This is a genomic window from Streptomyces sp. STR69, assembly GCF_024519455.1.
GTDB lineage: Bacteria > Actinomycetota > Actinomycetes > Streptomycetales > Streptomycetaceae > Streptomyces.
In genome coordinates, this window is the sequence record NZ_JALJRY010000006.1 from 1 (window position 1) to 13,239 (window position 13,239).

Here is a 13,239-nt window from a genome sequence, read left to right on the forward strand (position 1 = left end):
CCCGCTGATTAAGAGTCAGCTGCTCTAACCAACTGAGCTAGCGGCGCCTGCTGACGTCGTAGACCTTAGCATCCTGATCGGCGGGAGGAAAAATCGATATGCGCACCGTCGCGCGGGCTGCCCGCACGGCCGCCCAGAGCAGGATTTCCGCGCCGGGGAGCCAGGGGCGGCGGGTGTCGGGAGCGACCAGCCAGCGGGAGTCGAACGGCGCCGGATCGGCCGCGCCGACCAGTGCCGGGACGGTCACCGCGTCTCCCTTGCCGTGGCACAGCAGCGGCGGGACGGACTCTGTACGGCCGTGCTCCGCGGCATCCGTGCCCCACTCCTCCCAGCCCAGCAACGAGGGCAGCCGTTGAGCCGTCCCGGGGGTGGCGAACAGGAGCATCCGGCCCCGGTAGGTCGCGACCGGCCCGGAGCCGGGACCCTCGTCCCACAAGCGGTCGACCATACGGCGGCCGAAGATCGCCGGAGCGTTCACCACGTCGAAGGCGGAGCCGCAGGGCAGGACGACCGGGGCGTCCGGCCGCTCCCGCCACAGGGCGAGCGTGCTACGCGGATACGTTCCTGCCGAGGCGAGCCAGGCGGCACCGTCCGGGGTCACGCCCGAGATGTCGAAGCGGTCGGCGAAGGGGTCGTCCTGTGTGCGGCTCATGGCGAACAGATCTACCGCCCGTGAGCGTACGGTCTCCGAGAGTTGCCAGAAATCGGGACAGGAGGGGGCGGTAGGGAGTATCTTGCCCGCCGGGCATATGCCAAAAGCCAAGCCGAAAACTCCCGGGTCCCTCGGGTCACACCGGGTCTGCGGCCCCGCTGTCCCGCCCCTCGGTGCCGCGCAGCAGATCCCGCCCGAACTCGACCATCTTCTTCGCGTAGTCCTCGGTCCACTCGGCCTGCTCCGCGATGTCCGCCGGCGTCAGCCGGTCGAACCGGCGCGGGTCGGCGAGCTGAGCCGCCGCGATCGCCTGGAACTCCACCGCGCGGTCCGTCGCGGCGCGGAACGCGTGCGTCAGCTCCGTCGCCCGCGCCAGCAGCGCGCGCGGGTCGTCCATCGACTCCAGGTCGAAGAAGTGCTCCGGGTCCTCGGCCGCCTGCGCGGGCTCGAAGAGCAAGGGCGCGGGGCGTAGCCGCGATTCGTTGCGACGCGGCGTGTGCTCCGCCATGTCTTCTCCTCCTCGTACGTCACGGATGACCCGCCTCACGAGCCGGACCACCGTCCATTGTCTCCCGACCGCGCAAGAGGCCCCGGGCATACCACCCGGGCACGGTCCCGGGACTCTCAAGCCCCCCGGACCACGCGATGTTCCCCGAAGCGCGACGGCACCGCGTGATTGGCTGCCCAGCCGTCAGGGTCTCCACACCACCCGGTGTTCTGCCAGGTGCGCGAGCACAGCGTGATTCGCCTCCCACCCGTCCGGAAACTTCACCGTCACCCCCAGCTGCACCGGCTCCGTGGACGGGTGGTCGTCCAGCAGTTCGCTCACCCCGGCCCGGCAGACCACGATGCACGCGTGGCGGTGTCGGGAGGCCAGGACGCAGAGGCGGCCCGTCTCCAGGTGGAAGGCGGTGGCGTCGGGGCGGCCGGAGAGGGGGTGGAGGACCACCGTGACGTCGAACTCCCGGCCCTGGAGCCGGTTCGCCGTGTCCACGGTGACGTCCGTGACGCCCAGCTCCGCCAGCGCCGCGCGGACCGCCGCCGCCTGGTCCCGGTGCGCGGTGCCGACCGCGATCCGGTCGGCGGTCAGGGGGGTGGGGTCGGGCGAGCGCTCCGACGTGGCCGCGCCGCCCCGGTCCAGCAGCCGTCGTACGACCGTCGCCACCGCCCGCACCGCCTCCGGGTCCGTGCGGGGCGTGTGGCGGGCGGGGAGTTCCAGCAGGCCCCAGCCCGACTCGGCGGCCTCGTCGAGCACCCGGTCCGGGCCCGAACCGTCCGACGGGACACCGAAGGCGAGCCGCCGGTCGCCGTGGCCGGTGCCGCTGCGGAAACGGGTGTACGGGTAGAACGCGTTCGAGACGAGGGGGGCGGCCGACGCCGGGAGGCGCCAGGACACCGGGAGGCGGTGCTGCGGGAGTTCGGGGTTGTGCGCGAGCAGGGTCGTCACCGCCGAGGCCGAGGGGTCGTACGACAGGCCCGCCCACTGCTCCGCGCCGACGATCGCGAACGGGTCCAACTGCCCCGGGTCGCCCACGAACAGCGCCCGCTCGAACAGCCCGGCCACGGCCAGCAGCGAGTCCGAGCGCATCTGGTACGCCTCGTCGACGATCGCGTGCCGCCACGGCTCGTCAACTTTGACGTGCGCCCACTTGGCCGCCGTCGAGATGACCACCGGGAGCCCGGCCAGCTCACCCGCCTTCGCCGACTTCCGTACGTTCGGCAGGTCGTCCAGCGCCTTGTCGTACGGGTCCGCGTCACTGCTGTGCAGCCGGCCCACGGGCAGCTCGCCGTTCTTCTCGGCGAGCCGGACGACGAGGTCGTCGACCTGGGCGTTGGTCTGCGCGACCACCATCAACGGGCGCCCCGCGTCGGCCAGTTCGAGCGCGGCCCGGACCACGAGGGTGGACTTGCCGGCACCGGGCGGGGAGTCGACGACCACTCCGCGCGCCGTGCCGTGCAGGGTGTCGCGCAGGATGGCGTCGGTGGCCCGGCCGGCCTCGGCACCGGGGTCGAAAGTCGGGTCCGGAGTCACAGGACGTCCTCCTCGGTCACCGGATCCGCCGACTCCTGTACGGCGATCTCCTCGCCGGGCGGGCCGCCGTGCGTCCACGGTGTGTCCTCCTGGTCGGGCAGTTTCGCCCCGCCCCGCTGCTCGTGCTCGAAGAGCGTGAAGCAGATCCGGTCGCCCTTCTCCGGCACGGAACCGACGTCCGGCTCCTTGCCCCGGCCCATCTTGTCGACGACCCGGAGGACGACGAGGGCGCCGTCCTCCTCATGGCCCACGAACTCCGCCGACTGCGGCTTGCCGCCCAGGGACCGGAACACCTTCACCCGCTCCCCGAGATGCGGCCGGTCGTCCGTCCGCACGGTCACCAGCGGGCGCGGACGGGGGCTCTTGCCCTCGCTGTACGACATCACCACATCCGTGACCTCGCCCGCGAAGGCCTCTCCGGCGAGCCGCCGCCCGGCCATCACCAGCGGGTCGTCCAGGGCCTCCTGGGCGTCCAGGCGGGCCTGTTCGCGCTCACGCGTGGCGAGCTTGTTGGCCGCGGTCACCGCGTCGTCGCGGCGCGGCTGCGGGGGCTCACCGGCGGTGATCCGGTCGCGGTGCCCGGTGAACGACCAGCGGTCGCGCGTCCACCGGTCGACGGCGTGCGCGCCCTCCGGGAGTGCCCGCAGCAGATCCAGCCCGTGCCACACCGCGTCCCAGGTGGGGCGGGTGCGGCTCTCGACGAGGGCCCTGATCTCCCGCTCGGCGGCGGTGAGTTCACCGAGCCGGTCGTCGGCCTCCAGGCCGTCCTCGGCGGCGGCGAGGGCGGTACGGGCGCGGTCGTAGCGCTCGATGGCCGGGGCGAGCAGCTTGTTGTCGAACGCCGGGTCGGTGGCCGGCCCCGCCGGCGGGCACACCAACTGGCCCTGTGCGTCCCGGCGTAGCTCCGCGTCGAGCGCGGCCTCGGCGCCCGGGACGCCGTCCGGGGGGTCGATCCAGGCGAGCAGCGCGCCCAGGTGCTGGTCCTCCAGGCTGGACTGACCGGTCGCCCAGTGTCGGCCGAGCACCTCGGTGAGCGCGAGCAGCAGCGCCGAACCGGGCACCCGGGCCCGCTCCCCGAAGTGGGTCAGCCAGCGCCCGAGCAACGGCACGTGCGGGGGCGCGGGATGCGGGGTCTCCGGGTCCTGCTCGGCCGTACGGCGAAAGCGCATCGAGCGGCCGAGCAGCCGGACCAGCTCGATGCCGGGGCGGCTCGGCACGATCAACTGCGGGGCGTCGGCGCACAGTTCGACCTCGACCTTGACCCGCTTGCCGGTCTCCGGATCGGTCTCGTTGCGCTCGGCGGCCTCCACGTCGTCCGCGAACGTGTCGATGTACGGCAGGACCACGTCCGCGAGTTCGGCCAGGAACGCGAACCTGAGGTCACGGTCGCGCGGCTGCGGTACGACGAGCAGCCGCGGCGCGTCCCGGTCCGTGCCGACGAGCGCACCGAGGGGCGCCCCCGCCTCACCGGCGGTGGTGAGCGGCACGAGGACCAGGGGGCGCTCGGACAGGTGCCGGTGGCGCACGGTGGCGGTGGGCTGGGCGCGGCCGGTGCGAACGGCCTCCAGCCGGGCGAGAGTCGAGATCAGCGACATGGGGCGCCCTCCGGGAGGTGCGCCAGCGCCTCGGCCCGCAACTCCGCCGCTCTCCGCAGTGCCGCCACCGCCGGGTCGTCCGGGTCGCCCGCCTCGCCGTGGGCAGCCGCCAGGACCTCGTCGATCGTGGTCAGGTCGCCCAACTCGGCGCGCAGGGAACGGCCGAGAGCGGTGACGGCGCCGGACGCGCGGGAGTGGTCGCGGCAGTGGAAGGCCAGCTCGCAGGCGGCCAGGCACTCGGGGGCGTAGCTCGCCGGGACCGACTCGACGGCCGCCGTCAGCTCGGCGGCCGGGCGGTCGGGGGCGAAACAGGTGCCCTCGGGGAGGGTGTCGGCGATGTCCTCGATGCGGGTGAGACGGGCGAGTTGACGCCCGGTGACCGCACGCTGTTTGCGGACGTCGACGGCGGACGCGGTGGGCAGGTTGGAGAAGTCCTTCGGGCAGACGAGCAGCACGCGCGTGCGTACCCGGGGGACCGGATCGAGGCGGGCGGCCACCTCCTCCAGGGCCAGCACGTACACCGCCGACTGGCGGGCCGCCGCGCCGACCTTCGCCGGGTCCGCCGAACCGTCCAGCATCGGGAAGGACTTGATCTCCACGACCGTCCAACTGCCGTCCGGGTGCACGACCACCGCGTCCGGCTCCAGGAAGGCCGGGGAGCCCGCCACGTCCAGGGCGAGCATCGGGTGGTCCAGCAGCGTCCAGGCGGCGGCCTCGGTCGCCTCGCGCAGTGCCAGCGCCGTACGCGCCGCGCGTCCCTCGGGGCCGACCGCCGTCAGTACGGGCACATGCGCGTGCACCGGCGGCTCGGCGCCCGGGTCCAGCTTCTCGTGCACCAGCCGCAGCAGCTCCGCGCCGCCGTCCGCCTTCACCCGGGCCTCGAACGCGTTGCCCCGCATGAAGGCGAACTGGGACTGCCCGAAGGCGGACGGGGAGCCGAGCGCTTCGGCCAGCACCGCCTTGTTCACCCCCGCGCCGTCCAGGATCGCCCGCCGCTCGCAGCCCGGGTTCGCGGCCAGGGCCGCCAGGGCGCGTGCGTCCAGCGCCTTGGCCGGGACGTCCGGGCCGCGCAGCTCAGCGAGCCGGTGCCGGAGCGCCGTCCCCCGCGTCCGTGGGGGAGGCACCCGGCTCGGCTCCGGTACCGAGCTGTGACTCGCGCTGCCGTGGAATTCGTTCACCCGGGGAAGTCTGGCATCCACCACTGACAATTGAGGTTTCTGTGCCGGGAGAGGCGTCACGGGAGCGGGCCGCGACGAGTGAGCCGCGCCCCTCGAACCGCGCCCTGATCCGGTCCGCGCCCTTCATGACCTGCGGCGCCAGCAGGAACCCGAGCCCCATCACGACCACACCCGCGACCGCGTCGAGGAGGTAGTGGTTCGCGGTGCCCATGACCACGATCGCCGTCAGCAGCGGATAGGCGACGCCGAGGACCTTGGTGAGCCGCGTGCCGCCGTAGCGCCACAGCATCACTCCGCACCACAGCGCCCAGCCGCAGTGCAGGCTCGGCATCGCCGCGTACTGGTTGGTCATCCCGCCCAGGCCGCGCGGCGCGCTCGCGTCGCCGCCCCACCAGCCGTACGAGCTGTACTTGGCCATCGTGTCGACGAAGCCGTAGTCCGGGGAGAGGAGACGGGGCGGGCAGGTCGGGAGCAGGGTGAAGCCGATCAGGCCGATGAACGTGGACGTCATCAGCCAGGTGCGGGCCGCGCGGTAGACCTGTGCACGTGACCGGAACAGCCAGATCAGGATCGCGGGCGTGACCAGGTAGTGCAGCGACGCGTACCAGAAGTCGGCCGGGATGCCGAGCCAGGCCTCGCGCGTGAAGAGCCGGTTGAGCGGGTGCTCGGCGTTGATGTGCAGGAACTTCTCGACGCGCAGGATCGCCAGCCCGTGGTCCACGGCGCTCGCCGTGTCGCCCCTGGCCAGCAGGCGGCCCGCCGAGTACGAGGCGTACACCATGAGGATCAGCGGCAGCTCGGTCCACCAGCGCAGCCGGCTTCGCCGGTCCGCCTCGATGCCTGGTGTCTCGGTCTGCGGCATCCGATCGCCCTCCCCCTTCTCTCCTGGTGCGGTGCCCGGTGTTCCGGCTCGCCGGTGTTCGGTCGGGACACTTTACGGCGTATGTGCGCGCCCTGTTTCGGGCGCCCCCGGACCTCAAAGACGCAGAGATCGCCCCCCGGGTTGCCCTTCTCAATGGTGCGAGATGATGGAGTGACCCGCCTCTCGGCATCTCCCGGAAAGGTCCCCCATGGCACCGCGCATCCTGCTGGCCCGGCACGGACAGACGGCATGGTCGCTGTCCGGGAAGCACACCGGCAGGACCGACGTCCCGCTCCTCGAAGAGGGCCGGCGCGGCGCCAAGGTGCTCGGCGAGCGACTGCACCGCTCCCCGCTGGACGGCCTCCCCGGGGTCGAGGTGCGCACCAGCCCGCTGGCACGCGCGCGTGAGACCTGCGAACTCGCCGGCTTCGGCGACCGCGCCACCGACTGGGACACCCTCATGGAGTGGGACTACGGCGCCTATGAGGGCCTCACCCCGCAGGAGATAGCGGTCTTGCGGCCGGGCTGGCTGATCTGGCGCGACGGCGTCCCCGAAGGGGAGACCCTCGCGGAAGTGACCGCCCGCGCGGACGAGGTCGTCGCCTGGGCACGGTCCGAGGACCGTGACGTCCTGGTCTTCGCGCACGGCCACATCCTCCGCTCGATCGGCGCCCGCTGGCTGGGCCTGCCGATCGACTTCGCGGCACGGATACGGCTCAACCCGACGTCCCTGTCGGTGCTCGGCTGGGCCTACGACGAACCGGCGATCGAGAGCTGGAACGACCTGGGGCATCTGGTTACGTAGTCATAGGCGTGCCCCTTCAGGGGCGCGGGGCTGTGTCGATCTGCGGCTCCGCCGCGTGGGCGCGCCCAGCCCTCACCGGCCCGCAGCAAAAAAACTACGCCGCAGTTCGAGGCAGACTGGAGTGCCTCTCCAGAAACGTGGAAACCCCCGAAGCCCGCCGATGAGGCAGCAGCACCCGCGCGGTCCCGGCCAGCATCGTCTGAATCCGCGACGACTGCACCAGGTCCAGAAGATCCAGCACCCGCATCCCCGCAGTCGCCGCCTCGTCGGGCCGGCCTCCCCGCGCGAGATCGTCGGCAAGTTCGGCTGTGTACAGCGCGATGTTCCGCGTGAAGTGCGGATCCTGGAGCTGGGCCGCACGCCGAGCGTGCCGAGAAGCCCTCGGCCAGTCGCCCAGCGTCGACCAGCACTGCGCCTCAAGCCCCTCCAACTCGGCCTCTCCGTAGAAGCTCATCCACTCGGGGTCGGCGTCCGAGTGGCCCCGCTCGTAGAGGGCCTGCGCTCGGGCCAGCGCCTGTTCGCAGCCGGTGCGGTCGGCGAGCCCGGCCCAGCCGCCCGCCTCGCGCAGCGCGAGCAGCGACATCAGACGGGCGGAGCCCACCGGGCGGGCGACCCGCTGCGCGGCCTGTGCGGCGCGTACCGCCTCGCGCGGGCGTCCGGCGTCCCGCGCGAGGAACGCCGTATTGCAGAAGGCGTGTGCCTCAAGGCCCGCGTCGCCGGTCATGCGGGCGGTGGCGAGGGCTTCCGCGTAGTGCGAGCGGGCGTCGTCGAAACGGCCGGAGTCGTGGGCCAGCCAGCCCACCGAGATGGCGAGTTCACCGGCTCCGGAGTGCAGTCGTTCGGCGACCGACTGCCGGGTGGTGCCCGCGTCGAGCAGGGCGTAGGCGGCGCGCAGCGGGGCCGCCGCGCGCCGGTAGAGGCCGTCGGCGCCGTGCCGGTCGTCGAGCAGCCGGATTCTGCGGACGGCCTCTTCCAGGGCGCCCGCCTCGCTCGTACCGGGGCGGCGGACGGAACGTTCCGCTGCCACGGCGTCCAATGTGAGCCCCAGCGGGCCCAGGGTGCCGGCGGCCACCGTGACGGTGCCGCCCCTCATGAATGCGCGACGCAGCACGTCGCTCTCCTCGTGGTTCTCGTGGTTCTCGTGCGTGTCGTACGGGTCCTGGGTGTCATACGGCTCGTACGCCCCCTGCGTCTCATCCGTCCCACCTGTCTCGCCCGAGGTGTATCCCGGGCTCGTGGGGTGTGCGGGGGGCGTGTCCTCGGCGGTGCGCGCCCCGCGTCCGCGTACGGACGAGCGGGGCGCGAAGCCGAGGTCGGCGAGCGTGCGGCCGGGGAACATGTGCAGGAACACCCGTTCGTACGCGTAGTTGGGGCAACGGATCTCACCGGCTTCGACGCGGCCGACATAGCGCGCGTCGCAGCTGACCCGCTCGCCGATCTCGCGGGCGGACCGGCGTACGGCCGCGGCGAACTCCGCCGGTGAGCGCTGTCCGCGCAGCCGCCGGAAGGCGAGATTGGGTCTCGGTGGTTGGGGGAACTGGGGCGGGAGCACCGTTGACGACGCCATGGCCGGGTCCTCTCGTGCGAACCGTCGAACCATGCCGGATTCAGGGTGACTTGTTGAGTGACGCCCTGTTTCCAGCGGGCAAGAACGTACCTGCTGTGCATGACCCGCCACGCAGGGTTTGGCTACAAACCGGATATCTCATCCGGGATCTGCCATGAACTGCCATCCTTTGCGGCGGACTTGTGCCGTAGCCGTTGACGCTTCGACGCGTTGAACTCCATGGATCCGGGAGCCACCCGACTCCCGACCCGCTCGTCCAAGGAGGGGTTCCGTGGTGGAGACCGGGCTGGAGACCAGTCAGAGCGTCGATCCTCGAATGCCGAGCGCGGAGTGCAGTGCGCCACCGTTCGCGGACTCCGCCTGCGATCTGGTGACCGTGCCGACGCGGCAGGGCCTGGAGGCCGTCGACATCCTGCGGCGCGGTGCGGGCGACGGGGTCGGCCCCGTCCTGCACGACGACGGCGGCGACACCCTCGGCTTCCTGGTCCCGCCGGGCACGGCGGCGGCCTGGGACGTTCCGGGCAGTACCTGTACGGAGACCCACGGCCGGGGTCTGCGCCTCGCCCCCGACCCCGAGCCCCCGGTCGAGGGCTCCGACTGGCTGCTGCCCCCCGGCGACGCCGACCTCGCGACCGACCCGGCGGTCCTGCGGGCCGCGCTGGGCGAGGCGGCCCGCCTGATCGAGGCGGCGGACGGCTGTCGCTGAGCGCTCGGCGGCGGTGCGCGGACGGTGGCCGTCGGTGCCGGGCGCGCCGTCCCGTCCAGGGCCCCCGATAATGGGCCAATGGGAAAGTCCAGGAACACCCGGCGAGGTGGTGCCGGCTCTGCCGAGGCCGTCGTCGAGGCGGTCGACGGTGGGCTCGCCGAGCTGATACCCGACCGGGACCGTGCGCGGGCCTGGACCCTGTTGATCGACGGAGCGCCGCAGTCCTACGTCGACCTCGACGACCCGGCGTATCTGTCCTTCGAGTACCAGCGCCGCCTGGGCCACGTCATCGACCTCGCCGCACCGGCAGGCAAACCGATCCAGGCAGTGCACCTCGGCGGTGGCGCCCTCACGCTCGCCCGGTACGTCGCCGCCACCCGCCCCCGATCCACCCAGCAGGTCGTCGAGTTCGACGCGGCCCTCGTCCAACTGGTCCGGCGCGAGCTGCCGTTGGACCCGAACGCGCGGATCAGGGTGCGCTCCACCGACGCCCGCGCGGGACTCGCGAAACTGCCCGAGGGCTGGGCGGACCTCGTCGTCGCGGACGTCTTCAGCGGCGCCCGGACGCCCGCCCACCTCACCTCGATCGAGTTTCTCGACGAGGTGCGCCGGGCGCTGGGACCCGGCGGGATCTACGCCGCCAACCTCGCCGACGGACCCCCGCTCGCCCATCTCCGCGGTCAAATCGCCACCGTGGCCGCCCGGTTCACGGAACTCGCGCTGATCGCCGACCCGACCGTGCTGCGCGGCAAACGGTTCGGCAACGCCGTCCTCGTCGCCTCCGACCACCCGCTGCCGCTCGCCGAACTCACCCGGCGCGCCGCCTCCGACCCGCACCCCGGCCGGCTCCAACACGGCCGCGAACTCACCGACTTCACGGGCGGCGCCGTACCGGTGACGGATGCCGCGGCGGTCGCCTCACCGGCGCCGCCCCCGTCCGTGTTCCGCTGAGTTCGAAAATCCGGCCGACCGGAATCCGGCCCGACCGGAATCCGGCCCGACCGGTCAGAAGTCCAACCCCCTTGCCAGCAGCGGCAGATGGCGCTGGTACAGCTCCGCCAGGTCCTCCTGGCCGTCACCCTCCACCCAGTGCCGTACGAGCGTCGTGAACACGGCGATGATGGCCGCCGCCGCGCACTTGATCTCCAGGTCGGTCGCGGCGCGGCCGGTGCGTTCGGCGATGATCGCGGCGATCACCTCCTCGCTGCGCTGCTGTTCGACGACGTTGCGGGCCCGGATCGCGGCGTCGGTGAAGGTGATGCGGGTGCGCAGGAGCAGGTCCTCGCGGTCCTGGTCCAGCATCTGACCCAGCGGCCCCTTCAGGGAGTTGAGGATCGCGTCCACGATCGGTTCGTCGGCCGGGCGCGCGCGGAGGGCCTCGGCGAGCGCGGGGTCGTACTCGTCCTGGATGACCACGTCCTCCTTGGTGGGGTAGTACCGGAAGAACGTGCTCGGCGAGACCTCCGCCGCGTCCGCGATCTGGTCGACCGTGGTCGTCTCGTACCCGTGCTCGGCGAAGAGGCGGTAGGCCTCACGGCGGATGCGCTCGCGGGTCTGCCGCTTCTTGCGCTCACGCAGGCCGAGGGGGGCGGCGGAGGTCTCGTGCGTCGTCATGCCACTGATTCTGCGTGTTCGCGCGGGGACCGGGCCACCGTCCGGGAGCAGGTGGCGCGGCCGGGCAGGAAGAGCAGGGCCAGCACGGCGGCGAGCAGGGAGATCGTGCCGCAGGCGGTCAGCACCAGGTTCATGCCGTGCACGAAGGCCTCGTGGGCGGAGTTCGCGAGGCCCGTGTCGTGCAGTTGCCGGGCGACCTCGTCGGCGCCGGAGACCGAGTCGCGGGCCGTGTGCGCCGCCTGCGCCGGGAGGCCGCCGGTGCGGACGCGGGCGAGATAGCCGTAGCCGAGGAGGCTGCCCAGGCCGGCCACGCCGAGGACGCCGCCGAGTTGCTGCACGGTCTCCAGGAGGCTGGTGCCCGAACCGGTGTTGTCGGTGGGCAGCGAGCCCATCACCAGGCTGGTCGCGGGGACGACGGCGAGTCCGAAGCCGAGGCCGGTGAGGGAGAGCCACAGCGCGGTGAAGCCGTATCCGGTCGAGCCGTCCGAGGTCGCGCCGAGCAGGGCGCCGGCGGCCAGCACGGACAGGCCGAAGGGGATGACCGTACGGACACCGAGCCGCGGCACCAGGGGCTCGCTCGCCGCGGCTGCCGCCATCAGGCCGCCGATCAGGGGCAGTACGCGCAGTCCGGTGCCGAAGGAGTCGTTGCCGAGGACCGCCTCCAGGTACTGCGGGACGACGAACAGGATGCCCATCACCGCGAAGTTGACGAAGACGGCGATCAGGGTGCCCCACAGGAAGCGGCGGTCGGTGAAGAGCCGCAGGTCGACGATCGGGTGCGGGTGGCGGCGCTCGCGCACCACGAAGGCGGTGAGCAGTACGGCCGCTGCGGCGAGCGGGACGACCACGCGCGCGTGCGTCCAGCCGAGCTGCGGGATGAGGATCGTGCCGTAGACGAGAGTCGTGATGCCGAGGCCGCCCAGGAGGGTGCCGAGGGTGTCGAAGGCGGGTGTCTCCCGGGGGCGGGCCTTGTCGTGGGGGAGGAGCCATATGCCTGCTGTCAGGGCGAGGGCGGCCACGGGGAGGTTGAAGAGGAAGATCGAGCCCCACCAGAAGTGGTTCAGGAGCCAGCCGCCGACCAGGGGCCCGACCGGCATGCCGAGCGCGGTGGCGGCGGTCCAGACGGCGATGGCCCGGGGCAGTTCCTCCTTGGCGAACACGCGCGGCAGGATCGCCATGGAGAGCGGGGTGATCGCGGCGGCGCCCAGACCGAGGACCGCGCGGGCCGCGATGACCTGAGCCGTCGAGGAGGCGAGCGCCCCGCCGAGCGAGGCGAGTCCGAAGAGCGCGATGCCGGACAGGAGCAGGCGTTTGTGGCCGTAGCGGTCGCCGAGCAGGCCGACCGGGAGCATCGCCACGGACAGGGTCAGCAGATAACCGCCGCCGATCCACTGCAACTGGGCGCTGTCGGCGTGGAGTTGGCCCGCGATGGTCGGCAGGGCGACGTTGATGACGGTCCCGTCGAGGCCGACGATCAGCACGCTCAGGGTGAGCGCGGCGAGCGCGAGCCAGCGGCGGGGGGACGAGGACAGAGGAGTGAGGGCGTGCGCGGACATGCGGACCTCCCAGAAGGTGGCAACCTAATGAGAGGCTACTTCCAAATGGGAGTCGACTGTCAATATGTAGTTGGCTTTCACTTTCTGGTTCGTGCGGTCCGGGCCGCCCGCGCGCTAGTAGTTCCCCACATCCACCCGCGGCGCCCCGTCGTGCCAGGTGCAGATCACCGACACCTTGCCCGTGCCCTTGGTGAACTCCACCCGGAGCCACGAGGGCGTCTTCCACACCTGCATCGACCAGCCCGTACCCGGTGTCGCCGACACGAGCGTGACGTAGGCCGGATCGGTGTCGAGTTCGAGCACCACCCGCCCGCCGTCGGTGTCGTAGCTCTTGACCTGGCCCGAGGTGGAGACGGAGGGGGACGGGGACGGGCTCGCGGTCGCCGTCTCCGTGGGGGTCGGACTCGGGGTGCGGGTCGGTGTCGGGGTGCTCGACGGGCTCGGGGCCGACTCGGCCCGTACCGTCGGCTCGGCGGGCGGTGTCGCCTCCTGCGCGGTCGCGCCGGCCGCCGTGATGGGCAGGGCGCGCGGGGGGTCGTAGGCCGTGCCCGTCATGACCGTGTGGACGCCCCACCAGGACAGCGTGACCGCCGCGCCGGTGGCGAGCAACCAGGCCAGCACGTGCGCGAATCCGTTGACGAGTCCTCTGGGCATCGCGGCCATACTGCCTCA

The 13,239-nt window shown here is 72.5% G+C and carries 13 protein-coding genes; 3 read left to right on the forward strand and 10 right to left on the reverse strand.

All coding sequences use genetic code 11. The features are described from left to right. Window positions 1–37 precede the first annotated feature (37 nt). From OC490_RS12335 to OC490_RS12360, 6 genes are all read right to left on the reverse strand, one after another. Window positions 38–652, reverse strand: coding sequence for a bifunctional DNA primase/polymerase (locus tag OC490_RS12335; RefSeq protein ID WP_262057938.1), 615 nt, complete (start codon window positions 650–652; stop codon window positions 38–40). A gap of 136 nt (window positions 653–788) precedes the next feature. Then, complete coding sequence (locus tag OC490_RS12340) at window positions 789–1,160, reverse strand: hypothetical protein (protein WP_262057939.1); 372 nt, start codon at window positions 1,158–1,160, stop codon at window positions 789–791. A gap of 183 nt (window positions 1,161–1,343) precedes the next feature. Next, a complete protein-coding gene (locus OC490_RS12345) occupies window positions 1,344–2,684 on the reverse strand; it encodes an AAA domain-containing protein (protein WP_262057940.1) in 1,341 nt (446 codons plus the stop codon). Then, window positions 2,681–4,279 (reverse strand): hypothetical protein, encoded by a 1,599-nt coding sequence (locus tag OC490_RS12350; RefSeq protein ID WP_262057941.1) that lies wholly within the window; start codon window positions 4,277–4,279, stop codon window positions 2,681–2,683. The genes OC490_RS12345 and OC490_RS12350 overlap by 4 nt, the downstream gene beginning before the upstream one ends. Beyond that, the gene (locus tag OC490_RS12355) at window positions 4,270–5,403 is read right to left on the reverse strand and encodes a hypothetical protein (RefSeq protein WP_262057942.1); all 1,134 of its coding nucleotides are present in this window, start codon (window positions 5,401–5,403) and stop codon (window positions 4,270–4,272) included. Before OC490_RS12355 ends, OC490_RS12350 begins: the two co-directional genes overlap by 10 nt. Further along, entirely contained in the window at window positions 5,354–6,319 is a 966-nt protein-coding gene (locus OC490_RS12360; protein WP_262057943.1) for a phosphatase PAP2 family protein, read from the reverse strand. The genes OC490_RS12355 and OC490_RS12360 overlap by 50 nt, the downstream gene beginning before the upstream one ends. A 208-nt stretch (window positions 6,320–6,527) precedes the next feature. Between OC490_RS12360 and OC490_RS12365 the strand changes: the two genes are divergently transcribed. Continuing rightward, window positions 6,528–7,124 carry a histidine phosphatase family protein gene (locus OC490_RS12365; RefSeq protein WP_262057944.1) on the forward strand — a complete coding sequence of 199 codons (597 nt, stop codon included), beginning with the start codon at window positions 6,528–6,530 and terminating at the stop codon, window positions 7,122–7,124. 94 nt (window positions 7,125–7,218) lie between these two features. Here the strand turns inward: OC490_RS12365 and OC490_RS12370 are convergent, their stop codons facing one another. Next, window positions 7,219–8,691: a hypothetical protein gene (locus OC490_RS12370; protein ID WP_262057945.1), complete on the reverse strand. Its 1,473-nt coding sequence runs from the start codon at window positions 8,689–8,691 to the stop codon at window positions 7,219–7,221. A gap of 271 nt (window positions 8,692–8,962) precedes the next feature. Here OC490_RS12370 and OC490_RS12375 point away from each other — a divergent pair, with 271 nt between their 5' ends. After that, on the forward strand, window positions 8,963–9,397 hold the full coding sequence (locus OC490_RS12375; protein WP_262057946.1) for a hypothetical protein: 435 nt from the start codon (window positions 8,963–8,965) through the stop codon (window positions 9,395–9,397). Window positions 9,398–9,475: 78 nt separating this feature from the next. Further along, on the forward strand, window positions 9,476–10,348 hold the full coding sequence (locus OC490_RS12380; protein ID WP_262057947.1) for a spermidine synthase: 873 nt from the start codon (window positions 9,476–9,478) through the stop codon (window positions 10,346–10,348). Between the two features lie 54 nt (window positions 10,349–10,402). On the opposite strand, the gene OC490_RS12385 is transcribed toward OC490_RS12380, so the two are convergent. The 3 genes from OC490_RS12385 to OC490_RS12395 all read right to left on the reverse strand — a co-directional run bounded on the left by OC490_RS12385 (window position 10,403) and on the right by OC490_RS12395 (window position 13,230). Next, window positions 10,403–11,011 carry a TetR family transcriptional regulator gene (locus OC490_RS12385; protein ID WP_262057948.1) on the reverse strand — a complete coding sequence of 203 codons (609 nt, stop codon included), beginning with the start codon at window positions 11,009–11,011 and terminating at the stop codon, window positions 10,403–10,405. Then, window positions 11,008–12,567 (reverse strand): MFS transporter, encoded by a 1,560-nt coding sequence (locus tag OC490_RS12390; protein ID WP_262057949.1) that lies wholly within the window; start codon window positions 12,565–12,567, stop codon window positions 11,008–11,010. The genes OC490_RS12385 and OC490_RS12390 overlap by 4 nt, the downstream gene beginning before the upstream one ends. Before the next feature lie 114 nt (window positions 12,568–12,681). Then, the gene (locus OC490_RS12395) at window positions 12,682–13,230 is read right to left on the reverse strand and encodes a hypothetical protein (protein ID WP_410098611.1); all 549 of its coding nucleotides are present in this window, start codon (window positions 13,228–13,230) and stop codon (window positions 12,682–12,684) included. Window positions 13,231–13,239: the final 9 nt, after the last annotated feature.

Coding starts and splice junctions, on each gene's coding strand:
- OC490_RS12340 (WP_262057939.1), bottom strand. CDS start 1,160: ATGGCGGAGCACACGCCGCGTCGCAACGAATCGCGGCTACGCCCCGCG.
- OC490_RS12365 (WP_262057944.1), top strand. CDS start 6,528: ATGGCACCGCGCATCCTGCTGGCCCGGCACGGACAGACGGCATGGTCG.
- OC490_RS12335 (WP_262057938.1), bottom strand. CDS start 652: ATGAGCCGCACACAGGACGACCCCTTCGCCGACCGCTTCGACATCTCG.
- OC490_RS12360 (WP_262057943.1), bottom strand. CDS start 6,319: ATGCCGCAGACCGAGACACCAGGCATCGAGGCGGACCGGCGAAGCCGG.
- OC490_RS12385 (WP_262057948.1), bottom strand. CDS start 11,011: ATGACGACGCACGAGACCTCCGCCGCCCCCCTCGGCCTGCGTGAGCGC.
- OC490_RS12395 (WP_410098611.1), bottom strand. CDS start 13,230: ATGGCCGCGATGCCCAGAGGACTCGTCAACGGATTCGCGCACGTGCTG.
- OC490_RS12350 (WP_262057941.1), bottom strand. CDS start 4,279: ATGTCGCTGATCTCGACTCTCGCCCGGCTGGAGGCCGTTCGCACCGGC.
- OC490_RS12390 (WP_262057949.1), bottom strand. CDS start 12,567: ATGTCCGCGCACGCCCTCACTCCTCTGTCCTCGTCCCCCCGCCGCTGG.
- OC490_RS12370 (WP_262057945.1), bottom strand. CDS start 8,691: ATGGCGTCGTCAACGGTGCTCCCGCCCCAGTTCCCCCAACCACCGAGA.
- OC490_RS12380 (WP_262057947.1), top strand. CDS start 9,476: ATGGGAAAGTCCAGGAACACCCGGCGAGGTGGTGCCGGCTCTGCCGAG.